This is a genomic window from Rhodanobacter sp. Root480, from assembly GCF_001426645.1.
GTDB classification, from domain to species: Bacteria; Pseudomonadota; Gammaproteobacteria; order Xanthomonadales; family Rhodanobacteraceae; genus Rhodanobacter; species Rhodanobacter ginsenosidimutans.
Map to the genome: position 1 here is coordinate 52,649 of NZ_LMEX01000004.1, position 25,989 is coordinate 78,637.

A 25,989-nucleotide genomic window follows, 5' to 3' on the forward strand; every position below is an offset into this window, starting at 1 on the left:
TGCTTCGAGGCGAAGCGTGTCGCGACTGAAGTCGCTCCTACCATTCGCTCTTGCGAATCCCCAATCCCCAATCCCGCCCCTCAACTGGTATGCCGCAAATACCAGATCGTCGCCAGCACGCTCAGCAGTGCCACCAGCAGCCAGCACAGCATGGGTAGCGTGTCGCTGCCCAGCCACAACACCGTCGCCGTGGCGCTGACCACCAGTGTGCCCACCGCCAGCGACAGCGGAAAATCACGCTGGATCCCGCGGTGGCCCGACAGCATCAGGTACGCGCCCAGCGCGGCGAGAAGCACGGCAAGCACCCGCCACAGGTAGATGAACGTGGGTGGTTCGGGCAGGTCGGGGAACATGTCCAGCAACGAGCGGTCGCCCACTTCCACCGCAAAGCCCTTGCCGTCGGTGGTCTTCGTCGCGGGCACCAGGCGGTCGCCATCGATGCGCGCCACCACGGTCACGTGCTGCAGCGGAACCTCCTCCCAACTCACCCGCAAATCGCCGCGGTGCGGATCGCCGGGGTTGGCGCTGGTCACGAGATAGCCGTTGTACGGCACGAAGGTGGCCGCGAGATTGGCCGGCAATGACTTCACGTCCGGCTCCACGCGCTGCACGCCGGGCAGCGCGTGGAGCAGGCTGCGGTCCAGCGCGAAGCCGCCCAATTGCACCCGGTCGGCGTCGAACTGGCGCGCGGCGATCGGGAACGCGCCCGGATTGGCGTGCCCGGCCGGTCGCTCGAACTTGCTGGAATCGACCGGCTGATCCACCCAGTCCAGCTCGTAGTCGGTATTGCCGCCGAAGCGGACCTCGCGCCACTGGAACATTTCCACGTGGCGGATCAGCACGGGCGTATCCCGGCGCAGGTTGAACTCCGGATCACGCGGCGCCACCACCACCCGCGGCACCCCGCTCAACCGCGCGAGATAGCCGGCCTGGCCCGCTTGCGGCAGGGCGGAGGCGCCCAGGTCCACCAGCTGCCCACCATGGCGGCTCATTGCTTCGCGATAGGTGATGATGCCGCGCTCGGTGGTCGCGGCCCAGCCGATGCCGGCCAGCAACAGCAACGCCCCCACCAGCCGCAACAGGCGCCCGCGCATGGCGTCGTCCCATGCCGGCAACATCAGCCCGGCGCCCCAGGCAAAAAGAACGGACGCGAACATCCCCGGCGCGCATGTCGACGAACGACGCGCACTCGAACGCCTGTGGCTGCGATATTGCCTGCGGGCGGGACCAGTTCCGTCACAAATTGATACTCCACTGCCACGAACACGGGACGATCAACGACCGACAGCCGAAAATGGCGCCGGGCGCGGCCATAACCCCGTCTCAAGCAAGGTATGGGCCAAGCAGGCCGCGGACGATCGCCACCCGCACCAAGCGCGATCGTTCCGGACCGCCAGCCGCCTATTGCACTCTGCCCGATCCGGAGGGCCGACGCGGATCGCTGGCGGCATCAAGCTTGTTGGTCCGATGGTCCCACGTCACCACGTTCATGAAGCCCCACGGCTTGCGGTCGTTCAAGGTGTAACCCATCGCGGTGAGGTCGGCGCTGGTGGCCTTGTCGAACATGCCCGGCTCCACGTCCACCACGTCGGGCAGGAACTGGTGATGGAAGCGCTTGTGCGCCACGATCTGCTGCGCGCTTTCGCCATCGATGAAATGCAGGATGCCTTCCAGCACCTGGGTGATGATGGTGGAACCGCCGGGCGAACCGATCACCGCGCTGCGGTCGGCGCCGATCACCAGGCTCGGCGACATCGACGACAGCATCCGCTTGCCGCCTTCCGGCGCGTTCGCCGCGCTGCCGAGCAGGCCGTAGACGTTCGGCTTGCCGGGCACCAGCGCGAAATCGTCCATCTCGTCGTTCAGCAGCACGCCGGTGCCCTCGGCCACGAAGGTGGAGCCGAGGATGTAATTCACGGTGGACGTCACCGCGGCCATGTTGCCGTCCTTGTCGATGATCGAGAAGTGCGTGGTATGCATGCCCGGATCGCGCGCGGTCCGGTGCGGCAACATCGATGAAGGCGTGGCCTTGCCCGGCAGGATGCTCTGGCGCAGGCCGTCGGCGTAGAACGGCGACAGCAGCATGTCCAGCGGCATCTTCACGAAATCCGGGTCGCCCAGGTAGTCGTTGTGGTCGCGGAACGCGCGGCGCATCGCCTCCACGATCAGGTGCACGCGATGGGCCTGGTCCAGCTTGTCCAGCTCGAAGCCGGACAGGATGTTGAGGATCTCGGCGATCGCCACGCCGCCGGACGACGGTGGTGGCGCCGTGATGATGCGATAGCCGCGGTAATCGACGCTGATCGGCTGGCGTTCCTTGGCCTGGTAGCTCTCAAGGTCGGCCAGGGTCCAGTTGCCGCCGGCGGCGCGCACCGCGTCCACCAGCTTCTTCGCCGTCGGGCCGCGATAGAAGCCGTCGTTGCCATGCGCGGCAATCGCTTCCAGCGTCTTCGCCTGGTCCGGGTCGCGCCACAGCTTCCCTTCCACCGGCGGGTTGCCGTCGGGCAGGAATTTGGCCGCCGAAGCGGGCCAGCGCCGCAGGTCTTTCTGCTGCCCCGCGATCGCCTCGCGCAGCCGCGGGTCAGGCTTGAAGCCGTCGCGGGCCAGCCGGATCGCAGGCGCCAGCGACTGGGCCAGCGACAGCCTTCCATAACGCTCGGCGATCAGCACCAGACCGGCCGGCTCGCCGGGAATGCCCGCCGAAAGCGGCCCCTTCAACGCCGCATCGCGATTGGGTGTGCCGTCGGGGTTGAGGTAATCCTTGGGGTCGACAGCCGCGGGTGCCGTCTCGCGCGCGTCGATGAAAACGTTGTGGCCATCCTTCGCCCGATGCAGCACGGCCATGAAGCCGCCGCCGATGCCCGAGCTTTCCGGCTCCACCACCGACAGGGTGGCCGCCACCGCCACCGCGGCGTCGAACGCGTTGCCGCCCTTGGCCAGGATCTCCAGCCCCGCGTCGGTCGCCAGGAAGTTCGCGCTGGCGACGGCGGAATGCCCCGGGCGCTGGTCCGGTTGCGCCACCGCAGTGGTTGTCGCCGGCGTCGTTCGGGGTGCGCCATCGGCAGCCAGCGCCGCGCCGCAGGTAAACAGCAGGCTGGCCAGGAATACGCGTGAGGGCAGCACGGACCAACGCGGCGAAAAAATCATGCAGCAGGCTCCATCGCCATCAGCTGGCGATACTTGAGATCGAGTTGATCATGCGACTCGATGTGCTCGGGGTCGGTGATGATGCACTCGACCGGGCAGACCACCATGCACTGCGGTTCGTCGTGATGGCCCACGCACTCGGTGCACAGGGCCGGGTCGATCACGTAGAACTGTTCGCCCAGCGAGATCGCCTTGTTGGGGCAGGCCGGTTCGCAAACATCGCAATTGACGCAGGTGTCGAGGATTTTCAGGGACATGGGAAAGCCGACGGGCGAGGGATGGGCCGCGAAAGCGCGTGCCCGTCCCCGCCCGCCTGATCACATCTGCACGAAACGGAACGTGGCGCCGGTGGGCTTGATCGCTTCTTCCACCCGCTGCTGGTCGGCCTGGTCACCGATGAACAGCACGATCACGTCCTTGAACGAGCCAGCCTTGGCGCCGGTGAAGGCGGTCACGACCAGGTCGGCGGTCTTGGCCGAATCCGGGCCGGCAAAGGCCAGCAGGTTGCCCGGCAGCACGCCGCGCGCCACGGTGTCCTGCACGGTGGACAGCTGGCGGTCGTTCTGCGCCTTGGCCTCATCGGTGTCGCCGGGGGTGACCAGATAGGCGTACGGCTGCGACGCGCTCATGCCCTGCAGGTTCTTCTGCAGCAGCTGCACAAGGTACTTGTTCCAGCCTTCGGTGTCGTTCTTGTCGGCCGGGCGGGTTACCTGGGCGGCCTGGGCGGAGGCGGCCTGCTGCTCGTCCTCATGCTTGCTGCAAGCGGACAGGGTCAAAGCAGCAGCCAGCGCGACGGCGGCGAGGAGAGCGAACTTACGCATGGTGGTCACCTTCTTTTTCGGGTTGGTTGTTTGAGCCGGTGCGGCTCTTCTGCCAGCGTTGACGCATGGCCTGTTGTACCGCCGGATGCACGAAACCGGAAATCTCGCCGCCGAGGCGGCCGATCTCGCGCACCAGCGAGGACGAAATGAAACTGTATTGCTCGGCTGGCGTCAGGAACAGCGTCTCGGCCTGCGGAATCAGGTGGCGATTCATGCTGGCCAGCTGGAATTCGTATTCGAAATCCGACACCGCGCGCAAACCGCGGATGATCACGCCGGCGCCGATGTCCTGCACGAAGGTGGCCAGCAGGCAATCAAAGCCGCGCACTTCCACGTTCGGCAGATCGGCCAGCGCCAGCCGCGCCAGGGTGATCCGCTCGGCGATGCTGAAAACCGGCCCCTTGCTGGAGCTGTCGGCCACCGCCACCACCACGTGATCGAACAACGTGGCGGCGCGCGACACCAGGTCGGCATGGCCATTGGTGATCGGATCGAACGTGCCTGGATAGACAGCCAGACGCGGATTGCCCAAAGGTTTGTTCACGAGTTCAACAACGCCTGTGAATGAAGGCCAGGGCCCTGAAGCCTGGACGGGGAAACCACCCGGAGCCCTAGCTTAACGGATGCACCGGCGGCATGGCGCGGCGTGCCGGTCAGGCACGGCGATAAAGCGCCCCGCGCGCATCGCCGGCATGGCTCTCCCGTTGCAGTTGCCAGTTCGGCGGCAGGGTCGGCGTCACCGCGCGCGGCGATTCCACGTAGATCAACGCCGCCGTGGCCAGCCAGCCACCCTGTTCCAGTTGCTGCGCCAGCGCTTCCCACAACCCCAGCGCAAACGGTGGGTCCAGCAAGACCAGATCATGCGGCCGCCCCGTCCCACGCAGGAAAGCCTCCGCATCCATTGCCGCCACCGCGCCGCCGGCCTGCTTGAGCCGGGCCAGATTCTGCTCGATCGCCCGCGCCGCCCGCGCCTCACGCTCGACGAACTGCACGCTGGCTGCACCGCGCGACAACGCCTCGATGCCCAGCGCGCCCGTACCCGCGCACAAATCAAGCACACGCGCACCGGCGATGGTGGGGGCCAGCCAGTTGAACAGGGTCTCCCGCAGCCGCTCGGCCGTGGGCCGCAGGCCCGGCATGTCCGCCACATCGAGCCGCGAATTGCGCAGGTTGCCGCCGATGATGCGGATGCGACCGGGGGCCCCCTGGCGGGCAGTGCTCACCAGCGCCACCCATCGCGGCGGCAGGCATGCGGGACGGCCGAAACATCCTCAGCGGGCAGTACAGGTTGGGGTGATAGCATGCCGCCCATTGTCTTTGAATCGCGCCCGCAATGCTCAAATTCTGGAAGAAAAAGCCGACCGAAACCGCATCGGCCACAACGGAGGACGCGCAGGAGCCGCAGGTCGACACCAAGGCCGATGTCGTCGCCGCCGAAAGCCATCCGCAGGATTTGCCGGTAGCGCTGACCGAGGCACCCGCGTCCGACGAACAAGCTGCCGCCGCAGAAACGGCCGTGGCCGTCAGCGCCGAGGCGCCGGCCAAACGCAGCTGGCGCGAGCGCCTGGCGGGAAACTCGTTCGCCCGCGGCCTCGGCACCTTGTTCGTGCGCAATCCCAAGCTCGACGACGATCTGCTGGATGAGCTGGAAACCACGCTGATCACCGCCGACGTGGGCGTGGAAGCCAGCACCGCGTTGGTGGAAGCCCTGCGCAAACGCATGCACAAGCGCGAATTCGCCGATGCGCCAGCCCTGCTCGACGCGCTGCGCCAGGCGTTGGTTGCGCTGCTGCAGCCCGTCGAGAAACCGCTGCAGGTATCGGGCAAGCAGCCGTTCGTGGTGCTGGTGGTGGGCATCAACGGTGCCGGCAAGACCACCACCATCGGCAAGCTGGCGCGCCGCTGGAGCGACGAGAAGCACGCGGTGATGCTGGCCGCCGGCGACACCTTCCGCGCGGCCGCCGTGGAGCAGCTGAAAACCTGGGGCGAACGCAACAAGGTGCCGGTCATTTCGCAAGGCCAGGACGCCGACGCGGCCAGCGTGATCTTCGACGCCCTGCAGGCTGCGCGTTCACGCGGCGCCGATGTACTCATCGCCGATACCGCCGGCCGGCTGCATACGCAGGGCGGCTTGATGGACGAGCTGGGCAAGATCGCCCGCGTGCTGAAGAAGATCGACGCCGACGCGCCGCACGAGGTGTTGATGGTGATCGACGGCACCACTGGCCAGAACGCGGTCAACCAGGTACGCCAGTTTCGCGAGATCGTGGGTGTCACCGGCCTGGTGGTGACCAAGCTGGACGGCACCGCCAAAGGCGGCGTGGTGTTCGCGCTGGCGCGCGAGTTCGGCTTGCCCATCCGCTTCGTGGGGCTGGGCGAAAGCGCCACCGACCTGCGCACCTTCGACGCCCAGGCCTATGTCGACGGCCTGCTGCCGGCCAGCCTCGGTCGTGATTGAGCCGGCGCCCATCCGGGGCCGCCAGCGCCACGTGCCGGTGGCGGCCATCTTGCCGGCGCGAGGCTGAGCGATGAGCCCACGGTTGCGACGGATACTTGCGATCGTCGGCGCCAGCGCCCTGGCGGTGTTGCTGCTGCTGGTGGGCTCGGTCTATTTCCTGCTGCAGCCCGATCGCTTCACCGCGATGTTGCAGAACCAGGCCGCCAACGCGGGGCTGGAACTCAACCTTTCGCGCCCGGCCAGCCCGTCGTTGTTCCCGCGCCCAGCGCTGGACCTGCACGGCATCACCATCAACGCGCAAGGGGCGAACCGCCCCATCCTGCTGGCTTCCGGCGGGCGCCTGGCGCTGCCCTGGCGCACCTTGCTCGGCGGCCCCACGGTCATCACCCGGCTGGAGATCAACTCGCCCCGCGTGGATCTCGATGCACTGCAAGCCTGGATCAACGCGCTGCCCGCGCGCGGCCCGGACACGCCGCCAGACATTCCGCGCATCGACACTGGCGTCAGCATCGATCACGGCAGCGTGGTGCGCGGCGATCAGCTGCTGCTGGGCAATCTTTCGCTGGAAGCGGGCAGCCTCGCGTCCGGCGTGCCATTCCCGCTCAGCATTTCCGCCAACACCGCCGACGGCATGCCGCTCCAGCTGCGCCTCTCGGCCACGCCGCGCATCCAGGGCAACGCGCTGCAACTGGAAAACATTGCCCTGTACCTTTCGCAAGGCGTCGCCACCCACATGCAACTGGCCGGCAGCGCACGCTGGCATGGCGCCGCCGATGCTGCCGCCAGCCTCGCCGGCACACTCGACCATGCGACGGCCGGGCAATACGCGATTTCGCTGGCGTTGACCCCCGCCAACCAGAGCAAACCGCTGCTGCTTTCGCTGAAGCTCGACGGCCCGGACAACCACGCCGACCTGCAACTGCCGCCGCTGGCGCTGGCACGCTGGTGGCGCCACGTGGGCAGTGGCGACAACACCCAGCTGACCGTGCCACCGGGAAGCGGCCGCGCCGACATCGCGAAAATCGACATGGGCGGCATCACCATCGAAGGCCTCACATTGCGTGCCGGTGACGAAGTGCCCGCAGCGGCCAGTGCCGCCGCCCCGGCATCACCCGCCCCCGTGCGGGGAAAAAAGCCGGCGGTTTCCAGGTGACCCGCAGCACGACCCGAGGCGCGCCGACCGTCGCGGCGCGCCTGCTTCACTGGTTCGACCAGCATGGCCGCAAGGACCTGCCATGGCAGTCGGGCGATGCTGACGGCCGCGACGCCTACCGCGTGTGGCTGTCGGAAATCATGCTGCAGCAGACCCAGGTCGCCACGGTCATCGGTTATTTCCAGCGCTTCACCGAAGCCTTGCCCACGCTGCGCGACCTGGCCACCGCGGACGAAGACACCGTGCTGGCGCTGTGGTCCGGCCTCGGCTACTACCGCCGCGCGCGCTTCCTGCACCGCGCCGCGCAGATCTGCGTGGAGCAGCACGGCGGCGAACTGCCGCGCGATTTCGTCGCCCTCAGCGCCCTGCCCGGCATCGGCCGCTCCACTGCCGGCGCGATCCTGGCGCAAGCCCATGGCCTGCGCTTCGCCATTCTCGACGGCAACGTGAAGCGCGTGCTGACCCGCTACCACGGCATCCACGGCCACCCCGGCCAGAGCGCGGTGGAAAAGTTGCTGTGGCTGCACGCCGAAAGCCACACGCCAACCGCGCGGCTGGCCGATTACACGCAAGCCATCATGGATCTGGGCGCCACCCTCTGCGTGCGCTCGCGCCCGCGCTGCGACGCTTGCCCGCTGGCCAGCGACTGCATTGCCTACCGCGACAACCTCACCGCGGAACTGCCCAGCCGCAAACCATCGAAAGCCCTGCTCACCCGCGCCACCGTGATGCTCGTGCTGCGCGACCGCGATGGCCGCGTGCTGCTGGAACGACGCGGCCCGCAAGGCGTCTGGTCGGGCCTGTGGAGCCTGCCCGAAGCCGCCAGCACCGACGACGCCTGGCGCCTCGCGCAACGGCACGCACGGATCGACGACGCCCAGGCGCTGGCCCCCTTCACCCACGTCTTCAGCCACTACCGGCTCGCGATCGAGCCGCTGCTGTTCGATCGGACGACGGCACACGCCGCCATCGCCGATAATCCCGACCTGCGCTGGTGCAGCGCCACCGAACTGGCCGCACTCGGCCTGCCGGCGCCAGTCCGCACCCTGCTGCAGAACACCGCGTAGACACGCATTCGTGCGCGATGCGCTTGATACCGATCAGGGCGCAACGCAGCGCACTCCCGCAGAATTCCGCGAAGCTTCCAGGAAACCCCATGACCCGTACCATTCACTGCGCCAAGCTCGACGCCGACGCCGAAGGCCTCGACTTCGCCCCCTGGCCCGGCCCGCTGGGCCAGCGCATCTACGCCGAAATCTCCAAGCCCGCCTGGCAGCAATGGCTGGCGCGCCAGACCATCCTCATCAACGAGTACCGACTCAACCCGCTCGACGCCGAAGCGCGCAAGTACCTGAGCGGGGAAATGGAGAAATTCCTGTTCGGCGGCGAGTCCGCCATGCCTCCCGGCTTCGTCCCGCCAGACACGGAGTCTTGACGAAAACCCGCACATTCGGTCTAATGCGCGGCTCCCACGCATCATTGGCAACCGCACGGTTCGCCCATGGTTCCAGGTTTCCGGCCGGGTAGCTCAGTTGGTAGAGCAGGGGATTGAAAATCCCCGTGTCGGCGGTTCGATTCCGTCCCCGGCCACCATGCATGAAAAGGGCTCGCAGCGATGCGGGCCCTTTTTCTTTGTGTCTGACGCGCAGCGCCATCGGCATGGCTGCAGGTAAACGTCAGGTGGCGTCGGAAGGCGAATACCCCGTGTTGTGGTGGCCGCCATAGGCGAGCAGCTCTTCGAGGCCGAGCGTGGCGTCGGGGGCGCGGAGTTGGTGCTCGGTAGCCGGCAACGGTGCGGTTTTCGACATCAGCGCCGCCGCCATGGCGGCGCTTTCAGCGACAACCGGCGATTTGTTGCGCTGCCGGTCGGTCAACTGCGCCGTACCCGGCAAGGTGTCTCGACTGTTGTCGACGCCGGCGGCACCGAATTGCGGAAGATTGGTGTTGCCCATGCGAACGCTCCAAAGGCGTCGGTATCTACCGATCGTTGCCAGTCTCGCACCGGTGACGTCTCGGCGACGTGGATAACGTACGGGATGCGGCTTTTTGCCGCCTGTTCGCCCTGACATTCTGTTCACCGCGACTTGATCGACGGCGCTCAACACTCGCGCTTCGTCCATTACGAGGAGTCGACATGACACAGACGAACTTGCACGGCACGCGGACCGCCGCGTGGATGAAAATCGGTGCCGCTGCGCTGGCTTTCGGGCTTGGTCTGGGCGTTTCCGCGGCGGCGCTCGCACAGTCGATGACGACACCGCAGGTGCAGGCCAAATTGACCGCGCAGGGTTACACGAAGATCCATGACGTGGAGTTCAAGGACGGCATGTGGCACGCCGACGCGAAAAGCGCGGATGGCAACGACGTGGATGTGCGCATCGACCCGGCCACCGGCAAGGTGTACCCGGAGGACGAGGTATCGAAGTTGAGCGAGGCGGATGTGCGCGCGTCGCTGTCCACCCAGGGTTATACCGATGTCCACGACGTGGACTTCGATGACGGCGTCTGGAAGGCCAAGGCAAAAAATGCAGCGGGCAACAAGGTGGAGCTGCGGCTGGACCCGAGCAACGGCCAGGTCATCGGCAAGGACTGAGTCCCGCTCCAACCGTCGCCATCGGAGGCCTCAGTGCCTTCGATGGCGCGCCCTGGCCACCCTGCCCTTCGGCGCGCCAGCCACCCTCCGGGGGCGCCCCATTTGCGCCAACACCTAAAGTTTTGCCAATAATGGCCGCTCAGGTATCCGTGCACCCATCGCCCGATGGATGTTTGTGCCGGAGCCGGCAGGGGCAGGTTTGAAACCGGAAGCTGGACGAGAAACAGCGTTGATGGGGAAGCTGCGGCCATGGCCGACTCACTATCGGCACGGATCGGGCCGCGGGGAAGCTTTGTCTTTAACGATGGCTGAGCAAAATCAGCCGGAGTCACGTTCAGCATGACTGTGGTCATCCACCCGTCGACGGCGCCATGCGTTGTTGGCCCTGCTGTGCGCGCCTTGCCCTGTGCAAGGCGCGCCAGCATGGCGTGGATGAAAATCGCCACTTTGCTGGCCTCGCTGTGGCTTTGCGCGTACCCAGCCAACGCGGAATCCACCATCGAGAGCAAACACGCCGCCGAGGCCGGCGTGCCGTTGCTGCAGAACTTCAGCCCGCTCGATTACGGCGCCGCACCACAGAACTGGGCGGTGACGCAGGACCGGCGCGGCGTGATCTACGTGGGCAACAGCGATGATGGCGTGCTGGAATACGACGGCACCCGCTGGCGCCGCATCCCCGTGCCCAACCAGAGCTCCGTGCGTTCACTGGCGGTCGACGCCAACGGCCGCGTGTACGTGGGGTGCATCGGCGAGTTCGGCTACCTCGAACCCGATGTGCATGGCCGCATGCACTACGTCTCCCTGCTCGACCGCGTCGCCCCTGCCTATCGCAATTTCGCCGACGTGTGGCGTATTTTCGTCACCGACGACGGGGTCTATTTTGGCACGGTGGCCCAGTTGTTCCGCTTGCGCGACAAGCATATGGACGTCTGGACGGCCACCACCCCGTTCGATTATTTCTTCAAGGTGCGCGACCGGTTCTACGTGCGCGCCGAGGGTCGCGGGCTGATGGAGGTCGTTGGTGACCAACTGAAGATGGTCAAGGGTGGCGCGCGTTTTGCGCACGAAAGGATCCACGCGCTGGTGGCCTGGGGCGACGAGGCCGACCACGACGGGCCGCTGCTGGTCGGCACCCGCGAACGGGGCTGGCTTGTGCTGGACAACGGCCGCCTTGCCGCCTGGCCCAACGAGACAAACAAGATCCTGCGCGACGACCAGCTGTACGACGCGCAATGGCTTGCCAATGGCACCCTGGCCGTCGGCACACTGCAGGGCGGCGTGCTGCTGGTCGACCGCATGGGCCACCTGCTGGAGCGGCTACGCCGCAACGAAGGCCTCATCAACGACACCGTCCTGTCGATGTTCCAGGACCGGGAGCATGGCTTGTGGCTGGCACTGGACAACGGCCTCAGCCGCCTCGACGTGGCATCCCCGCTGACCCTGTTTTCGCGCAACTCCGGACTGGACGGCACCGTGCTGGCGATGCAGCGTTTCCGGGGCGAGCTCTACGTCGGTACCACCAAGGGCCTGTTCCTGCTGCACAGCGGGGTCGACGGCAACGCGGAGTTCGCGGCGCTGGATGGTGTCCGCGCGCAGGTCTGGAGCTTTCTGGACATGGGCGACTCGCTGCTGGCGGCGACTTCGCAAGGTGTGGTTGAAGTGAGGAATGGCGTCGCCAAACCCTGCGCGGCGCAGGTATGCACCTCCGGTGACGTGGCCTTTTCGCTGCTGCGTTCGGTACGCGACCCCTCGCGCGTCTTCGTGGGCCTGCGCAACGGCTTGGCGGTGATGCGCCGCGATGGCGGCAAGTGGATCGACGAAGGCCGGATTCCCGGCATTTCCGGCGACATCCGCTCCCTGGCCCACGATGACCACGACAACCTCTGGCTAGGCACGCTCAGCAACGGCGCCATCCGCGTTGCCCTGCCGGACGGATGGCAGCCAGGCGACGGCGTGCCACCGCATACGCAGTCGTTCCAGCAGCACCGTGATTCGGTCGCCGGCCCCAACTATGCGTTCGTGATGTCGCTCGCCGCCGGGTTGCGCGTGGTTACCGCCCAGGGCATCTACCTCTACGACGAGAAGCGCGCCAGGCTGCAACCGGATACCGCGTTCGCCAGCCTGTTCCCACAGGGTGCGAGGCGGCTTTCGCGACTCAGCGAAAGCGTGCCCGGGCACATCTGGATGTACACCGCCGACGGCACCAAGACCATCCGCGAAACCGGCGTGGCCGTGGCCGATGCCAAGGGCCACTACCACTGGGAGCCGCAACCGTTGCGCGCGCTGTCCGGGGTGGAGATGTACACCCTCTACGCCGAGCCCGACGGCATCACCTGGTTCGGCTCCAGCGACGGCCTGTATCGACTGGACTCCTCGATCACCCCGCCGCCGGACAAGCCGCTGCCCACCTTGCTGCGCAAGATTTCCGACGGAAACGGCCATGTGTTGTGGGGCGGCGCAAGCACCACACCGCCCACGCTGAAGTTGCCATGGGGCAACAACAGCCTGCGCTTCGATTACGCCGCGCCGAATTTCCGCGCGCGCGCCGCCAACACCTTTCAGGTGCAACTGGAAGGCGCCGATGCGCGCTGGTCGGACTGGAGCACGGAAACCTATCGCGACTACACCAACATCCACGAGGGCGATTACCGCTTCCGCGTGCGTTCGCGCGATTTCCGCGGCAACATCGGCGCGGACGCGGAATTTGCCTTCCAGGTGCTGCCACCGTGGTATCGCACCTGGTGGGCCTATCTGGGTTATTTCGTGCTGGCTTATCTGGTGGCCGCGCTGGGTATCCAGCTGCGCTCCGCCGTGCTGCAGCGGCGCAACCGCGAGCTGGCGCGCCTGATCGAGCAGCGTACCGAGGAGCTTTCCGCATCGAACCACGCGCTGGAGGAAGCCAACTGCGCACTGCAGCGGCAGACCATTACCGATGCGCTTACCGGCATGAAAAACCGCCGCTATGCGCTGGAAAACGTGGGCCGTGACGTCGCCTCGGTACTGCGCCTGTATCGCGAGCTCGGCCCGAACTCAGCGCAAGGCCCCGCCGCCAACATCAACCTGCTGTTCCTGCTGATCGACATCGACCACTTCAAGGACGTCAACGATCACTACGGGCACGCGGCAGGCGATCGCGTGCTGGCGCAGCTGCGCGACATCACCCTCGCCGCCATCCGCGAAACGGATACACCGGTACGCTGGGGCGGCGAGGAATTTCTGGTCATCGCCCGCCGCACCAACAGCGAATCGGGGCCGGTGATCGCCGAGCACATCCGTCGCCTGATGGCGCAGCACGAATTCGACCTCGGCAACGGCGTGTTCATCCGCCGCACCTGCTCGATCGGCTTTGCCAGCTACCCCGTGCTGCCCAGCGAGCCGTGGCGGTTCAGCTGGGAAGACGTGGTGAGCTTGGCCGACCAGTGCCTGTACGCGGCCAAGCACAACGGCCGCAACAGCTGGGTCGGCGTGCGCCAGTTGCACACGCCGGCGGCCGGAACCACCGACCTGCCGCTGACCGCGAACCTGGACGCGCTGGTGGCCGAAGGTTATCTGCGGCTGCAGGTATCGCCCTCGAATTAGGCCGCGCCGGTGGATCGACCATGCCCACCGACACATGGATACGCCCCGCCCCGCTGACTACTATCGGAGAACCTTTCCGACAGGCAGTTGCCCGTGAAACGACTGATCCTCTCCACGCTGGCGTTGTCCACCTGCACGCTGGCGATCGCAGCCGCCCCGCCGACCTTCAGCACCCAGCGCCTGTCCGCGGAAGTGAAGACGCTGTCCTCCGACGCGTTCGAGGGCCGCGGCCCGGCCACGCCGGCGGAGACGCGCACCATCGACTACGTGGTGGCGCAGATGAAGGCCGCCGGCGTGCAGCCCGGCGGCGACATTGTCGACGGCAAGCGCACCTGGACCCAGGCCGTGCCGCTGTTGCGCAGCGCGATCGTCGGCACGCCGGCGTTGACGCTCACCATCGACGGCAAGCCGCAAGCGCTGACCCAGGGTGAACAGATCGCGGTGCGCGCCCCCACCAACGGCAGCAACAGCGTAACCATCGCCGATGCGCCGCTGGTGTTCGTGGGCTACGGCGTCAAGGCACCCGAGCGCCAGTGGGACGATTACAAGGGCGTGGACCTGCACGGCAAGATCGCCGTGGTGCTGATCAACGACCCCGATTTCGAAACCGGCAAGGGGGACTTCGGCGGCAAGGCCATGACCTACTACGGCCGCTGGACCTACAAGTACGAGGAAGCCGCGCGGCAAGGCGCGCTGGGCATGCTGGTGATCCACGAAACCGCGCCCGCCTCCTACGGCTGGGCCACGGTGAAGAATTCCAACACCAACACGATGTTCGACATCGTGCGCGACAAGCCGGCCGAGGTGCATCCCGAGCTGGAAGGCTGGATCCAGCGCGACCTGGCGGTGACCATGTTCAAGGGCGCGGGGCTGGATTTCGAGGCGCTGAAGCAAAAGGCGCAAACCCGCGATTTCCAGCCGGTGATGCTGAAAGGCGAAAGCCTCTCAGCCCACTTCAAGGCCGATACCAAGGTGATCACCTCACACAACATCGTCGGCCGCGTCGAGGGCAGCAAGCGCCCCGACGAAACCGTGATCTACAGCGGGCACTGGGATCACCTTGGCGTCGGCGCACCCGACGCCAGGGGCGACCGCATCTACAACGGCGCCGTGGACAACGCCACCGGCACCGCGGCGCTGATCGAACTGGGCCGCGCGTTCGCGCACGGTCCTCAGCCGGAGCGCTCGGTGATTTTCCTCAACGTCACCGCCGAGGAAAAAGGCCTGCTCGGCTCCGAGTACTACGCCGCCAATCCGCTGTACCCGCTGGCGAAAACCGCCGGCGTACTCAACGTCGATGCACTCGATCCGCACGGCCCCGCCCGCAACTTCACCATTTCCGGCAGCGCCAGGCTGGGTCTGCTGGATGACCTGATCACCGCGGCGAAGTCCTACGGCATGGTCTATACGCCCGACCCGAAACCGGAAGCCGGCTACTTCTTCCGCTCCGATCATTTCTCGTTCGCCAAGCGCGGCGTACCCGCCGTCTCGTTCGGCTCGGGCAATGACTGGGTCGATGGCGGCCTTGCCGCGGGCAAGGCGGCCGAAGACGACTACACCGAAAAGCGCTACCACCAGCCCGCCGACGAATGGCAGGCCGACTGGTCATTCACCGGCATGGCCCGCGACCTGCAGTTGCTCTACACGGTAGGCAACGACCTGGCCAATTCCGATGCATGGCCGGACTGGAGCAAGGATTCCGAATTCCGCGCCATCCGCGACAAGAGCGCTGCGGAACGAAAGTGATTTCTGCCCCTGTGGGAGCGACTTCAGTCGCGATGCTTTTTGGTTTCGTGCTGCCTTAGAGCATCGCGACTGAAGTCGCTCCCACAGACCGCCAAAGGTCAGAACATCGCGCACGACCGAAGGAAGTCCCTTGTGGACAGGGTGCGCTCCTGCAAAAGCGTCAGGCGTGGGCGCGCTTTTCGATGTTCGGCAGGAACACCGTGATAAGTCCCATCAGCGGCAGGAAGGCGCACAGGCCGTAGACATATTCGATGCCGTGCACGTCGGCCAGCGCGCCCAGCACGGCGGCGCCGATGCCGCCCATGCCGAAGGCGAAGCCGAAGAACAGGCCCGAGATCATGCCCACGCGGCCCGGCACCAGTTCCTGCGCGTAGACCAGGATGGCCGAGAACGCCGAGGACAGGATCAGGCCGATGATCACCGTCAACACGCCGGTCCACATCAGCCCCACGTGCGGCAGCGCCAGGGTGAACGGCGCCACGCCCAGGATCGAAACCCAGATCACCCACTTGCGCCCGATGCGATCGCCCACCGGGCCGCCCACCAGCGTGCCCATCGCCACCGCGAACAGGAACACGAACAAATGCACCTGCGCGCTCTGCACCGAGACGCCGAACTTGTGCATCAGGTAGAACGTGTAATAACTGCTGAGGCTGGCCAGGTAGAAGAACTTGGAGAAGATCAGCAGGCCCAGCACGCCCAGCGCCGCGATCACCTTGTTGCGCGGCAACGCCACCACCGCCAGATGCCGCGACCGCGATTTGCCGCGGGTGAGGTGGTGGCGGCCGTACCAACGGCCCACCTGCAGCAGCACCACGATCGCCAGCAACGCCGCCAGCGAGAACCACGCCACGCTGCCGCGCCCGTGCGGCACAACCAGCCATGCCGCCAGTAGCGGGCCCAGCGACGAGCCGGTGTTGCCGCCGACCTGGAACAGCGATTGCGCCAGGCCGTGCCGCCCGCCCGAGGCCATCCGCGCCACGCGCGAGGATTCCGGATGGAACACTGATGAGCCGGTACCGACCAGCGCCGCCGCCAGCAGCAGGATCGGGAAGGTGGGCGCCACCGACAGCAGCAGCAGGCCACTCAAGGTGAAGCCCATGCCGATCGGCAGCGAATACGGCATCGGCTTGCGGTCGGTCACCATGCCCACCAGCGGCTGCAGCAGCGAGGCGGTGAGCTGGTAGGTCAACGTGATCAGGCCGACCTGGGCAAAACTGAGGTGGAAATCGCTTTTAAGCAGCGGATAGATCGCCAGGATCAACGACTGGATCATGTCGTTGAGCATGTGCGCCACGCTGATGCCGCCGAGTACGGCGAACTGCGTGCGCTCGGGCGACGCTTCCGGGGCGACGGACAAGGGGATGTTTTCGGCGCGGGTCTGCATGGTGTCTTCGATCGAGAGCGCAAGGGACGAGGCACCAGCCACGGCACATCACCCATCGCAAAACAGATACAACCGGCGTAGCGCGGCGCCGGCGAAACAGCGCTAGAACTTGACGCCGCCGTAGCCGCCGTCGACGCCCTTGCTGGCATACGCCACGGCGTCGTGCGGGTGCAGGCTTTCCTGATGCTCCACGCGGATGTGGAAATCATCCAGTGCGGCATCGGCATCGAGTGCCTTCTGGATACGGCGGGCCGCGTCCTCGCAGAACATCAGGTTGCCGCCGTTGGCCAGCGCGAAGGCCTGCTCGTCCTGGCGCTTCACCGCCGTCTGCACCGGCGTACCGAGTGCCGCCTCGACGCGATCGATCAGGCTGATCAGTTGCAACGGCGCACCCGCCGCGGGACGCACCCGCAGACAGGCGACACTGCGCTGCGCATGCGGCGTGGCCACGATGCCTTTTTCGCTGCCCAGCCATTCCAGCACCGCGGCGCGATCGAGCGTGGCGTCGGCCGCGAAATCGCTGGCGAACTGGTCCTGGATCAACTGCCGCGACAACGCCGCCGACGCCGGACAGGTGGACGAATAAACCACCTCGGTGCCCAGCTCCAGCAGGAACGCGCTGCCGGTGAGGCTGGCCTCGATGGTCACCGGATAGGCGCGCCAGCCGCTGTTGGCGCTACGCAACGCAGGCCGGCGCACCAGGTGCTCGAAACGGATGCTGAGGCAGGCACGGTCGGACAGATCGGCGTGCGAGTCGAGAAAACCGCGCAGCAGCGCCTGCAGCGTCTCGGCGCTGAGCGTTTGCGTGCTCAGCGCCTGCTCGGCCTGCAGGTACAGCCGCGACATGTGGATGCCGCGCTTGTCCGGCCGTTTCAGGTTCACGAAGGCGCCAACCCGCGCGCTGGCGCGCTGCACATCGCCATCGCCGGCATCGAAACGCACCGGCACCTGGATCTCGGCCATGCCGACCCAGTCCAGCGCGCCGGCGAGATGCGGCTGTGCGTGCACGGCCACATCGGGTAGCAGGCGGGCGGTGTTTTCCTGGTTGGTCATGGTTTTGTCCTGGGGATCGTCGTGGCGAGGATGCATGGCGCCGCGACGTTCAAGTTTGAGGCATCAGCGCCCCGGTGCAATAGCCGCGGCGGAAACGCTGCGTTTTCGCCACGGCTCACGACGCGTTGCGGCGCCACGCGCGCGCGGCCTGCCATGCGCGCCATGTAGTCACCGGCCGGATGCGCGGACGCTCCGCACCGAGGCTGGCCAGCGCATCGGGCGCGCGCGCCGCGCGTTGCGCCATCCGCATGCCGTGGCTGGAGGCCAGCGCACGAAACACGCTGAGCGGTCCGGGCAGGCGGGCCGCTTCGCGCCAGCTCTGCAGCAGCTCGCGCAGTTGATCCTGGATCGCCTGTTGCCGCGCCGCGCTGGCCTGACCCAGCTGCGCCCGGCTCAAGCCGTGGCGGGCCAGGTTGGCCATCGACAGCGGCAGGCGGTCGCGACCGGCGTCGACCTCGGTGCGCAGCAGCGCATCCAGCAAGTGGTCGAGCGTGGCCAGCTTTGCAGCGCGATCACTCGGAGCCGCCGCGCCATACCACCACGCGGTTTCCAGCGCCGCCAGCGCGCCATGCAGCGGCATGGCCGCGTCCAGCTGGGCGGCGAAATCCGCGGCGGTGCCCTGTTCGAGCTGGGCCATCGCCGCCAGCACCGGCGCCACCCACTGTTCGGCCGCAATCGCGTGCGCGCGCTCGTCATCGAACAGCACCTGGGTCAGCGGATGACGGCCGCCACTGCTGGCCGCGCCGGACAACTCTTCCGCCCACCAACCCAGTTTGGCAGCGGCCACCTGCGGCTCGCGGATGCCGTAGGCGGCATCAAGCAGTTCCTGCTCCAGCGCGGCCAGCGCGATATGGCCGGGATGGCGATGGCCATCGACGAACACCAGCGCCACACGCTGCTGGGGTTGCGCCGCCAGCCACTTGTCGATGAAGCCCTGCCACGCTGCGTTGCTTGTGTCTCCGTCGCTCATGCGGCGACCGATGACGGCATCAGCAACGCGGCCAGTTGCGCGGGTTGGTCCACCACCGCGTCGGCGCCCCAGCTGTGCGGATCGCCGCCGTCGAGATAGCCCCAGCTCACCGCCACCGTGTACAGCCCCGCCGCCTCGCCGGCCAGCACGTCGCGACGATCATCGCCCACGAAGACGCAGCGCTCCGGTTGCAGCCCTGCCCGCTCGCAGGCCAGCAGCACGGGTGCGGGGTCGGGCTTTTTCACCGGCAGGGTGTCGCCGGAAACCACTGCGGCGGCGCGCGACGTCCAGCCGATCCGCTGCACCAGCTCGTCGGTAAGAAAGCCCGGCTTGTTGGTGACGATGCCCCAGCGCAAGCCTTCTTGTTCAAGTTGTTGCAGCAACGCATCCACGCCGTCGAACGCCCGCGTCTGCTGCGCCAGCATGCGCTGGTAGAGCGCCAGGTAGCGGGGCAGCAGCGCCTTGCGTTCGGCGTCGTCGCGCCGCGGAAAACCCTGCTGCAGGATCGCGGTCGAACCGCGTGATACCACCTGGCGCACGGCATCGTAAGCGGGCGCGGCCTCGCCCTCCTCGGCGCACTGTTCGACCAGCGCGCCGTACAGGTCGGCCGCGCTGTCAAGCAAGGTGCCGTCCAGGTCGAAGAGCACGCCCTGGATGTTTTCCGGCAACGGCGTCATAGCGGCTTGCGTGCGCTGAGCACGTAGTTGATCGCGGTGAAGCGGCTGATCCAGGCCTTGCGCGCCAGCGGGTTGTAGCCCAGGCCGCTGACGTCCTCCAGCTCCAGGCCGGCGTGCCGCAGCAATCGCCCCAGCTCGGACGGTTTCAGGAATTGCGCGTAGTGATGGGTGCCACGCGGCAGCATGCGCATCACGTATTCGGCGCCCACGATGGCGGCGCCGAACGCGGCCGGCGTGCGGTTGAGGGTGGACATGAACAACTGGCCGCCGGGTTTCAGCATCGCGGCAAGATCGGTCACCAGCGCGGCCGGATCGGGTACGTGCTCGATCAGTTCCATGCAGCACACGGCGTCGAACGAGGCCGGCTCGGCCGCGGCCAGCTCGGCGGACGACTGCACGCGGTAATCCACCGACAACGCCGATTCGTGCAGATGCAATTGCGCGATCTCGACTACCTTCTCGCCCAGGTCGATGCCGGTGACGCGGGCGCCGGCGCGGGCCAGTGCCTCGCTCAGCAGGCCGCCGCCGCAGCCCACGTCGGCCGCCTTCGCCTGCGCCAGCTCGACGCGTTCGGCGATATAGGCGAAGCGCACCGGGTTGAGATCGTGCAGCGGGCGGGACTCGCCATCGGGATCCCACCAGCGCGCGGCCAGGGTATCGAAACGGGCGATTTCGGCGGCGCTGACATTGCCGTCGTGACGGCTATCGGCGGCGCGTTCGGGGGATGCGGTCGACATCACAAAACCTCTCGGGGAAAGCGCAGTTTACCGCGCCTGCCATTCGTGCACGGTGATGATCCAGCCGCCACTGGTGTGCGCGGGGTCGCGCTGCACGATGGCCTGGGCCTCGGCAAGGTCATCCGCGCGCAGCAGATAAGCGCCGCCGGACTTGTCGCTGAAGCCACCGGAAAGTTCGATCCTGCCCTGCGTACGCAAGTCGTCGAGGAAAGCGATGTGCAAAGGCACCACCGCCGGATCGACGTCGGGTCGGCGCAGCAGATAGACCAGGTAACGGTTCATGGAAGGCTCCGTGGGATGCGGTGATCAGGCGGCGGCGATGCGTTCGCGCCAGGCGCGGGTCTTGGCCAGGATGGCGGCGGTGTCGATGTCGGGCAGCTCGCGCGCGGCCAGTTTTCGCTGGCCGGCGATCCACACGTCGGTGACCTGGTGGCGGCCGGTGGCGTAAACCAGTTGCGAGACGACGTTGAACAGCGGCTGGGTCTCCAGATCGCTGAGCCGCACGGCGGCGAGATCGGCCTGCTTGCCCACCTCGATCGAACCGATGCACGCCCCCAGTCCGATCGCCCGCGCACCATGCAACGTGGCGGCCCGCAATGCATAGGCCGCATCGAATGCCGCCGCGTCGCCGGCCACGGCCTTGGCCAGCAGGGCCGCGGTACGCATTTCGCCGAACATGTCCAGGTCGTTGTTGGAGGCGCAGCCGTCCGTGCCCAGCGCCACGTTGACGCCGGCCTGGCGCAGTTTTTCCGCAGGGCAGAAGCCCGACGCCAGCTTCAGGTTGGATTCCGGGCAATGCACCACCGACACGCCGGCGGCGGCACAGGCGGCGATCTCGCCCTCGGTCACCTGGGTCATGTGCACGGCGATCAGGCGGTCGTTGACGAGCCCCAGCTTCTGCAGCCGCTGGAACGGACGCAGGCCACTCTTGGCCTTCGCCTCGTCCACCTCGTGCGCGGTTTCGTGCAGGTGCAGATGGACCGGAATATCGAGCTGGTCGGACAGCACGCGGATGCGTTCGAAGCTTTCGTCCGACACCGTATACGGCGCGTGCGGCGCGAACGCGGTGCTGATCAGGTTGTCGCTGAGGAAGCTGTCGTGCACCGCGACGGCGCGGGCGAAATAGTCGTCCTGGGTGGTGGCCCAGGCGGTGGGGAATTCGATCACCGGCAGGCCGACAACGGCGCGGAAACCCATGCGCCGGTAGGTGGCACCGATCACGTCGGGAAAGAAGTAGTTCTCGCTGGCGCAGGTGGTGCCGCCGCGCAGCATCTCGGCCACCGCCAGCTCCACCCCGTCGCGCACGAACTCCGGCCCGATCACTTTCGCCTCGGCTGGCCAGATGTGCTGCTGCAGCCACACCATCAGCGGCAGGTCGTCGGCCAACCCGCGCAGCAAAGTCATCGGGTTGTGTGTGTGGCTGTTGACCAGGCCGGGGATCAGCGCGTGCTCGCCCAGCTCGACCCGCTCGCGCGGTGCATACGCGGCGCGGGCATCGGCAATGGGCAACACGGCGACGATCTGGCCGCCATCGGCCACCACGGCGTGGTCCTCCAGCACCACCGCGTGCGGCTCCACCGGCACCACCCAGCGCGCCTCGATCATCAGGTCGACGGGTTGCGGGGGTATCTGGCTCATCGCTCACTCACCTTGCTTGTAAATACGATAAAGGGCGGAGCCTTGCGGCCGCCGCCCCCTCTGGATCGTCATTCCCGCGACGACGTGCTGGCCGCGCCGTGTGCAGGCGCGGGCCCACGCGTCACTTCACGCGGCTGTCGTACTCGCCGGTGCGGGTATCGACCTTGATCACTTCGTCCTGGTTGACGAACAGCGGCACGCGCACCACGGCGCCGGTCTCCAGCGTGGCCGGCTTGCCGCCGCCGCCCGAGGTGTCGCCGCGCACGCCCGGGTCGGTTTCCACGATCTTCAGTTCGACGAACTTCGGCGCCTGCACGGCCACGATGTTGCCGTTGAACAGGGTGACCACGCACTCCTCCTCGCCCTTCAGCCACTTCCAGGTATCACCCATCGCGGCCAGCGAGGCGGGGACCATCTCGAAGGTCTCCATGTTCATGAAGTTCCACACGCGGTCCTTGCCAATGCCGTCGATGAAGGACAACTGCATGTCGGTATCGGTGACGTCGGCTTCCTCGAACGAATCGCTGGATTTCAACGTCTGCTCGGTGGTGCGGCCATCCTTCAGGTTGCGGATGCGGATGCGGGTGAACGCCTGCCCCTTGCCGGGTTTGACGAAGTCCGCTTCGGTGATGATCCAGGGATCACCGTTGTGAAGGATCTTCTTGCCCGTTTTGACGTCGTTGAGGCCAAGGGTCGCCATGCGCTGTCTGCTCCGGAGTCGTTTTCGCCCGAGGGGCGGCTAAAATGGATGGATGTCACGGGCGTCACCGCCCGATTCAAGGCCCGATATGATAACCGCAAGCCCCCATTCCCGCCTATCGTCCGCTGCGCCCGACTGGCGCGCGCTGTGGCGGGACGCGATCACCGACCCGCTGGAGCTGTTGCAGGCGGTGGGCCTGGGCGATCGTACCGACCTGATCCCACCCGACGACGCCGGCTTCGCCCTGCGCGTGCCGCGTGGTTTCGTGGCGCGAATGCGCCACGGCGATCCCGCCGACCCGCTGCTGCTGCAGGTGCTGCCGCAACGCGCCGAACACGATCGGGTGGCCGGCTTCACGATGGATGCGGTGGGCGACATGGCGTCGCGCAGCGGCCAGGGTTTCCTGCACAAGTACCAGGGCCGGGCCCTGCTGATCGCCAGTGGCAGTTGCGCGGTGAACTGCCGCTACTGCTTCCGCCGCCACTTCCCCTATGGCGAGGAGATTGCCGCCGCCTCGCAATGGCGCGATGCGCTGGCGCAACTGAAGGCCGACCCGTCGATCAGCGAACTGATCCTCTCCGGCGGCGATCCGCTGTCGCTGGCCACCAGCAAGCTGGAGGACCTGACCCACGGCCTGGCCGATATCCCGCACGTGAAGCGGCTGCGCATCCACACGCGCCTGCCGGTGGTGCTGCCGGAGCGGATCGACGACGCCTTCCTCAAGTGGCTGGCTTCGCTGCCGTTGCAGAAGGTGGTGGTGTTGCACGCCAACCACGCCAATGAATTCGACCCGGGTGTCGACGCGGCCTGCGCGCGGCTGCGCGACGCCGGCGCCACCTTGCTCAATCAATCGGTACTGCTGCGAGGGATCAACGATCACGCCGATACGCTGGCCGACCTGTCCGAGCGGATGCTTGCCGCCGGGGTGCTGCCGTACTACCTGCATCAGCTCGATCGGGTACACGGCACCGCGCATTTCGAGGTCGGCGACGTCGAGGCGATAGCACTGCTGGAAGCGTTGCGGGCGCGATTGCCGGGCTACCTGGTGCCGCGACTGGTGCGCGAAATAGGCGGCGATACGTCCAAGCGCCCGCTCTGAGCGCCGGCTGCGTTTTTTTCTGGCAGCCGCGGGCTTTATCCGTTACAAACATAGGGCCACGGGGCATTCCTGATGCCTGCAACACGATTCGTGACGACCACCTTCTTCCCGGCCATCCATGAAAAAAGACCTCGTCATCAAGATCCTCTTCATCGAAAACTCGCTGGAGGAGGCAGAGCAGATCATCAGCCTGCTGCGCAATTCGGGTATCGCCGTACGCCCCGCCCGCGCCACCAATGCCGAACAGTTGCAGGCCGCACTGGATGAACTGGGGCCCGATATCGTGATGTTCGACCCGGCCATCACCACGCTGTCGCTGCGCGAGGTAGTGAAACTGATGGACGCCTACGGCCGCGACTACGCGCTGCTGGGCCTGGTCAACTCGATGGACAACCAGCTGGTGGCGGACCTGTTTGTGGGAGGCGCCCGCGGCGTGGCCTCGCGTACCCATCCGAAGCAGCTCACCGCGGTGCTGCAGCGCGAGTTCGATTCGCTGCAGGCGCGCCGGCAACTGCGCCGGCTGGAAGCCTCGCTGCGCGAATCCGAACGCCGCTGCGACGCACTGCTCGACTCCTCCACCGACGCCATCGCCTACGTGCACGAGGGCATGCACGTACGCGCCAACCGCGCCTACCTGGAGACCTTCGGCTACGACGAGTTCGACGACCTGCTCGGCATGCCCGTGCTGGACATGATCGACTCGACCCACGCCGACGAGTTCAAGGCGATCCTGCGCGGGCCGCAAGGGCAGGAGAAACTGCCCAACCAGTTGTCCCTGCGCGCACGCCGCGCCGACGCCAGCCACTTCGATGCCACGGTGGAATTCGCCCCCGCCACGTTCGAGGGCGAGCCCTGCCTGCAGATCGTGTTCCGGCGCCAGCTGGTCGACCCGGCAACGCTGGCGCAACTGCAGCGGGACCCAGTCACCGGCCTGTTCAACCGGGCCCACACGCTGGAGCGGATCGACACCGCCGTCGCCGCCGCCGCCAATGGCAAGAAGGGCCAGGCATTGCTGCTGATCGAACCGGACAATTGGTCGTCGATCGTGGCCAGCATCGGCCTGGGCAAGGCGGACGAGCTGATTGCCGGCTTTGCCGACCGCATCCGCATCCTGCTCGGCTCCACCGACGTGGCCGGCATGCTGGCCGAGCACACGTTCGGCGTGGTGCTCGATTCGCGCCAGGACGAGGCCATCCGCGAGTGGATCAGCAAGCTGCAGCACAGCGTCAGCAATGAAATCTTCGACGCCGGCAGCCGCTCCATCACCGTCAACACCAGCATCGGCGGCAGCCTGCTGGGCGAGAAAAACGCCAACACCGACCTGCTGCTCAACCAGGCCAGCCAGGCATTGCGCAACGCGCAGAGCCAGGGCGGCGGCAAGGTGGAGCTGCATGACCCGGCCGCCCGCGAGAAGGCCGACGAGGAGCGCGAGCAGTACTGGCTGGGGCTGTTGAAGGATGCGCTGGCCAACGATGGCCTGATGCTCTATCACCAGCAGGCGATCAGCCTGCAGGACGCCGAGGGCGACTTCTCGGAAATCCTGCTGCGCATGAACGGTCCGCAGGGCGAGGTGCTGCCCGGATTCTTCATGCCGATCGCCGAAAAACATGGCTTGAACGGCGACATCGACCGCTGGGTGCTGAAACAGACGATCAAGACCCTGCGCGAGCGCGACAAACACGGCCAGCCGACCACGTTCTTCGTCAAGCTCACTGCCGCCTCGCTGCAGGATGAGCACCTGCTCCCGTGGCTGGGCGAACAACTGGCCGCCGCCAACCTGAAGCACGGTCGCATCGTGCTGGAAATGACCGAGAGCAAGGTCATGACTTTGCTGCGGCCCACCCAGGAATTCGTCAACGGCTGGAAGAAGCTGGGCGGCAAGTTCGCGCTGGAGCAGTTCGGCTCGGGCCTGAACTCGTTCCAGCTGCTGAACCACGTCGACGCCGACTACGTGAAGATCGACCGCAGCTACATGGCGGAACTGCCACGGCACCCGGAAAACCAGAAGAAGGTCACCGAGATCTGCCAGCAGGCACGCGAGCTGAACCGCCAGACGATTGCCGAATGGGTCGAGGACGCCACCAGCACCTCGCTGCTGTTCGCCTGCGGCGTGGACTTCGTGCAGGGCAACTTCCTGCAGCCGCCGCAGCGGCTGTAAGGCAGAATCGCCCACGCGGCATCCGCTGGAACGGATATCCAAACGGGGAGCGAATGGCGGAGGACATTCTTCC

The 25,989-nt window shown here is 66.8% G+C and carries 24 protein-coding genes and 1 tRNA gene; 10 read left to right on the forward strand and 15 right to left on the reverse strand.

The features are described from left to right. Window positions 1-80: 80 nt before the first annotated feature. From ASD22_RS14880 to rsmD, 6 genes are all read right to left on the reverse strand, one after another. Entirely contained in the window at window positions 81-1,157 is a 1,077-nt protein-coding gene (locus ASD22_RS14880; RefSeq protein WP_235577662.1) for a TMEM43 family protein, read from the reverse strand. A gap of 244 nt (window positions 1,158-1,401) precedes the next feature. Next, window positions 1,402-3,147: a gamma-glutamyltransferase gene (gene ggt, locus ASD22_RS14885; RefSeq protein ID WP_056085290.1), complete on the reverse strand. Its 1,746-nt coding sequence runs from the start codon at window positions 3,145-3,147 to the stop codon at window positions 1,402-1,404. Continuing rightward, a complete protein-coding gene (locus ASD22_RS14890; RefSeq protein ID WP_056085292.1) occupies window positions 3,144-3,404 on the reverse strand; it encodes a YfhL family 4Fe-4S dicluster ferredoxin in 261 nt (86 codons plus the stop codon). Before ASD22_RS14890 ends, ggt begins: the two co-directional genes overlap by 4 nt. 60 nt (window positions 3,405-3,464) lie before the next feature. Further along, window positions 3,465-3,968: a hypothetical protein gene (locus tag ASD22_RS14895; protein WP_056085294.1), complete on the reverse strand. Its 504-nt coding sequence runs from the start codon at window positions 3,966-3,968 to the stop codon at window positions 3,465-3,467. Next, window positions 3,961-4,500 carry a pantetheine-phosphate adenylyltransferase gene (gene coaD, locus ASD22_RS14900; protein ID WP_056085296.1) on the reverse strand — a complete coding sequence of 180 codons (540 nt, stop codon included), beginning with the start codon at window positions 4,498-4,500 and terminating at the stop codon, window positions 3,961-3,963. The genes ASD22_RS14895 and coaD overlap by 8 nt, the downstream gene beginning before the upstream one ends. A gap of 121 nt (window positions 4,501-4,621) precedes the next feature. Next, window positions 4,622-5,191, reverse strand: a complete 570-nt coding sequence (rsmD, locus tag ASD22_RS14905) for a 16S rRNA (guanine(966)-N(2))-methyltransferase RsmD (RefSeq protein ID WP_056085582.1) — start codon at window positions 5,189-5,191, stop codon at window positions 4,622-4,624. A gap of 110 nt (window positions 5,192-5,301) precedes the next feature. Here rsmD and ftsY point away from each other — a divergent pair, with 110 nt between their 5' ends. The 5 genes from ftsY (at window position 5,302) to ASD22_RS14930 (ending at window position 9,172) form a co-directional block, all read left to right on the forward strand. Beyond that, on the forward strand, window positions 5,302-6,426 hold the full coding sequence (gene ftsY / locus ASD22_RS14910) for a signal recognition particle-docking protein FtsY (RefSeq protein WP_082520292.1): 1,125 nt from the start codon (window positions 5,302-5,304) through the stop codon (window positions 6,424-6,426). Window positions 6,427-6,496: 70 nt separating this feature from the next. Continuing rightward, a complete protein-coding gene (locus tag ASD22_RS14915; protein WP_056085299.1) occupies window positions 6,497-7,579 on the forward strand; it encodes an AsmA family protein in 1,083 nt (360 codons plus the stop codon). Then, window positions 7,576-8,646 (forward strand): A/G-specific adenine glycosylase, encoded by a 1,071-nt coding sequence (gene mutY, locus ASD22_RS14920; RefSeq protein WP_056085302.1) that lies wholly within the window; start codon window positions 7,576-7,578, stop codon window positions 8,644-8,646. The genes ASD22_RS14915 and mutY overlap by 4 nt, the downstream gene beginning before the upstream one ends. Before the next feature lie 89 nt (window positions 8,647-8,735). Further along, entirely contained in the window at window positions 8,736-9,014 is a 279-nt protein-coding gene (locus tag ASD22_RS14925; protein WP_056085305.1) for an oxidative damage protection protein, read from the forward strand. An 82-nt stretch (window positions 9,015-9,096) separates the two neighbouring features. Beyond that, window positions 9,097-9,172, forward strand: a tRNA-Phe gene (locus tag ASD22_RS14930). Window positions 9,173-9,255: 83 nt separating this feature from the next. Here ASD22_RS14930 and ASD22_RS14935 read toward each other — a convergent pair. Further along, on the reverse strand, window positions 9,256-9,531 hold the full coding sequence (locus ASD22_RS14935; protein ID WP_056085306.1) for a hypothetical protein: 276 nt from the start codon (window positions 9,529-9,531) through the stop codon (window positions 9,256-9,258). 224 nt (window positions 9,532-9,755) lie between these two features. Between ASD22_RS14935 and ASD22_RS14940 the strand changes: the two genes are divergently transcribed. The 3 genes from ASD22_RS14940 (at window position 9,756) to ASD22_RS14950 (ending at window position 15,497) form a co-directional block, all read left to right on the forward strand. Beyond that, window positions 9,756-10,172, forward strand: a complete 417-nt coding sequence (locus ASD22_RS14940) for a PepSY domain-containing protein (protein WP_056085583.1) — start codon at window positions 9,756-9,758, stop codon at window positions 10,170-10,172. Window positions 10,173-10,604: 432 nt separating this feature from the next. Continuing rightward, window positions 10,605-13,751, forward strand: a complete 3,147-nt coding sequence (locus ASD22_RS14945; RefSeq protein WP_162245079.1) for a ligand-binding sensor domain-containing diguanylate cyclase — start codon at window positions 10,605-10,607, stop codon at window positions 13,749-13,751. 93 nt (window positions 13,752-13,844) lie between these two features. After that, window positions 13,845-15,497: a M28 family metallopeptidase gene (locus ASD22_RS14950; RefSeq protein ID WP_056085311.1), complete on the forward strand. Its 1,653-nt coding sequence runs from the start codon at window positions 13,845-13,847 to the stop codon at window positions 15,495-15,497. 160 nt (window positions 15,498-15,657) lie between these two features. Here ASD22_RS14950 and ASD22_RS14955 read toward each other — a convergent pair whose 3' ends face one another. The 8 genes from ASD22_RS14955 to efp all read right to left on the reverse strand — a co-directional run bounded on the left by ASD22_RS14955 (window position 15,658) and on the right by efp (window position 22,659). Further along, window positions 15,658-16,884: an MFS transporter gene (locus ASD22_RS14955; RefSeq protein ID WP_056085314.1), complete on the reverse strand. Its 1,227-nt coding sequence runs from the start codon at window positions 16,882-16,884 to the stop codon at window positions 15,658-15,660. A gap of 102 nt (window positions 16,885-16,986) precedes the next feature. Continuing rightward, window positions 16,987-17,937, reverse strand: coding sequence for a GTP cyclohydrolase FolE2 (folE2, locus tag ASD22_RS14960; protein ID WP_056085584.1), 951 nt, complete (start codon window positions 17,935-17,937; stop codon window positions 16,987-16,989). 115 nt (window positions 17,938-18,052) lie between these two features. After that, window positions 18,053-18,907: a hypothetical protein gene (locus ASD22_RS14965; RefSeq protein WP_056085316.1), complete on the reverse strand. Its 855-nt coding sequence runs from the start codon at window positions 18,905-18,907 to the stop codon at window positions 18,053-18,055. Further along, window positions 18,904-19,584, reverse strand: a complete 681-nt coding sequence (gph, locus tag ASD22_RS14970; RefSeq protein WP_056085318.1) for a phosphoglycolate phosphatase — start codon at window positions 19,582-19,584, stop codon at window positions 18,904-18,906. The genes ASD22_RS14965 and gph overlap by 4 nt, the downstream gene beginning before the upstream one ends. Then, window positions 19,581-20,321 (reverse strand): bifunctional 2-polyprenyl-6-hydroxyphenol methylase/3-demethylubiquinol 3-O-methyltransferase UbiG, encoded by a 741-nt coding sequence (gene ubiG, locus ASD22_RS14975; protein ID WP_056085319.1) that lies wholly within the window; start codon window positions 20,319-20,321, stop codon window positions 19,581-19,583. Before ubiG ends, gph begins: the two co-directional genes overlap by 4 nt. Before the next feature lie 27 nt (window positions 20,322-20,348). Continuing rightward, window positions 20,349-20,603 carry a YciI family protein gene (locus ASD22_RS14980; protein WP_056085321.1) on the reverse strand — a complete coding sequence of 85 codons (255 nt, stop codon included), beginning with the start codon at window positions 20,601-20,603 and terminating at the stop codon, window positions 20,349-20,351. A 24-nt stretch (window positions 20,604-20,627) separates the two neighbouring features. Beyond that, complete coding sequence (locus ASD22_RS14985) at window positions 20,628-21,959, reverse strand: TRZ/ATZ family hydrolase (protein WP_056085323.1); 1,332 nt, start codon at window positions 21,957-21,959, stop codon at window positions 20,628-20,630. Between the two features lie 121 nt (window positions 21,960-22,080). Continuing rightward, complete coding sequence (gene efp / locus ASD22_RS14990; protein WP_056085324.1) at window positions 22,081-22,659, reverse strand: elongation factor P; 579 nt, start codon at window positions 22,657-22,659, stop codon at window positions 22,081-22,083. 88 nt (window positions 22,660-22,747) lie between these two features. On the opposite strand from efp, the gene epmB reads away from it, so the two are divergent. Both epmB and ASD22_RS15000 read left to right on the forward strand, forming a co-directional pair. Further along, a complete protein-coding gene (epmB, locus tag ASD22_RS14995; RefSeq protein ID WP_056085326.1) occupies window positions 22,748-23,758 on the forward strand; it encodes an EF-P beta-lysylation protein EpmB in 1,011 nt (336 codons plus the stop codon). 118 nt (window positions 23,759-23,876) lie between these two features. After that, window positions 23,877-25,916, forward strand: a complete 2,040-nt coding sequence (locus tag ASD22_RS15000) for an EAL domain-containing protein (protein WP_056085328.1) — start codon at window positions 23,877-23,879, stop codon at window positions 25,914-25,916. Window positions 25,917-25,989 lie beyond the last annotated feature (73 nt).

What these genes read in the sequence shown, in the direction of transcription:
- gph (WP_056085318.1), bottom strand. Translation starts at nt 19,584, where the DNA reads ATGACGCCGTTGCCGGAAAACATCCAGGGCGTGCTCTTCGACCTGGAC.
- ASD22_RS15000 (WP_056085328.1), top strand. Translation starts at nt 23,877, where the DNA reads ATGAAAAAAGACCTCGTCATCAAGATCCTCTTCATCGAAAACTCGCTG.
- ASD22_RS14945 (WP_162245079.1), top strand. Translation starts at nt 10,605, where the DNA reads ATGAAAATCGCCACTTTGCTGGCCTCGCTGTGGCTTTGCGCGTACCCA.
- ASD22_RS14985 (WP_056085323.1), bottom strand. Translation starts at nt 21,959, where the DNA reads ATGAGCCAGATACCCCCGCAACCCGTCGACCTGATGATCGAGGCGCGC.
- ASD22_RS14925 (WP_056085305.1), top strand. Translation starts at nt 8,736, where the DNA reads ATGACCCGTACCATTCACTGCGCCAAGCTCGACGCCGACGCCGAAGGC.
- ASD22_RS14935 (WP_056085306.1), bottom strand. Translation starts at nt 9,531, where the DNA reads ATGGGCAACACCAATCTTCCGCAATTCGGTGCCGCCGGCGTCGACAAC.
- ASD22_RS14965 (WP_056085316.1), bottom strand. Translation starts at nt 18,907, where the DNA reads ATGAGCGACGGAGACACAAGCAACGCAGCGTGGCAGGGCTTCATCGAC.
- ASD22_RS14940 (WP_056085583.1), top strand. Translation starts at nt 9,756, where the DNA reads ATGAAAATCGGTGCCGCTGCGCTGGCTTTCGGGCTTGGTCTGGGCGTT.
- epmB (WP_056085326.1), top strand. Translation starts at nt 22,748, where the DNA reads ATGATAACCGCAAGCCCCCATTCCCGCCTATCGTCCGCTGCGCCCGAC.
- ASD22_RS14980 (WP_056085321.1), bottom strand. Translation starts at nt 20,603, where the DNA reads ATGAACCGTTACCTGGTCTATCTGCTGCGCCGACCCGACGTCGATCCG.
- ftsY (WP_082520292.1), top strand. Translation starts at nt 5,302, where the DNA reads ATGCTCAAATTCTGGAAGAAAAAGCCGACCGAAACCGCATCGGCCACA.
- folE2 (WP_056085584.1), bottom strand. Translation starts at nt 17,937, where the DNA reads ATGACCAACCAGGAAAACACCGCCCGCCTGCTACCCGATGTGGCCGTG.
- efp (WP_056085324.1), bottom strand. Translation starts at nt 22,659, where the DNA reads ATGGCGACCCTTGGCCTCAACGACGTCAAAACGGGCAAGAAGATCCTT.
- ASD22_RS14915 (WP_056085299.1), top strand. Translation starts at nt 6,497, where the DNA reads ATGAGCCCACGGTTGCGACGGATACTTGCGATCGTCGGCGCCAGCGCC.
- ASD22_RS14955 (WP_056085314.1), bottom strand. Translation starts at nt 16,884, where the DNA reads ATGCAGACCCGCGCCGAAAACATCCCCTTGTCCGTCGCCCCGGAAGCG.
- ubiG (WP_056085319.1), bottom strand. Translation starts at nt 20,321, where the DNA reads ATGTCGACCGCATCCCCCGAACGCGCCGCCGATAGCCGTCACGACGGC.
- ggt (WP_056085290.1), bottom strand. Translation starts at nt 3,147, where the DNA reads ATGATTTTTTCGCCGCGTTGGTCCGTGCTGCCCTCACGCGTATTCCTG.
- ASD22_RS14895 (WP_056085294.1), bottom strand. Translation starts at nt 3,968, where the DNA reads ATGCGTAAGTTCGCTCTCCTCGCCGCCGTCGCGCTGGCTGCTGCTTTG.
- ASD22_RS14890 (WP_056085292.1), bottom strand. Translation starts at nt 3,404, where the DNA reads ATGTCCCTGAAAATCCTCGACACCTGCGTCAATTGCGATGTTTGCGAA.
- ASD22_RS14880 (WP_235577662.1), bottom strand. Translation starts at nt 1,157, where the DNA reads ATGTTCGCGTCCGTTCTTTTTGCCTGGGGCGCCGGGCTGATGTTGCCG.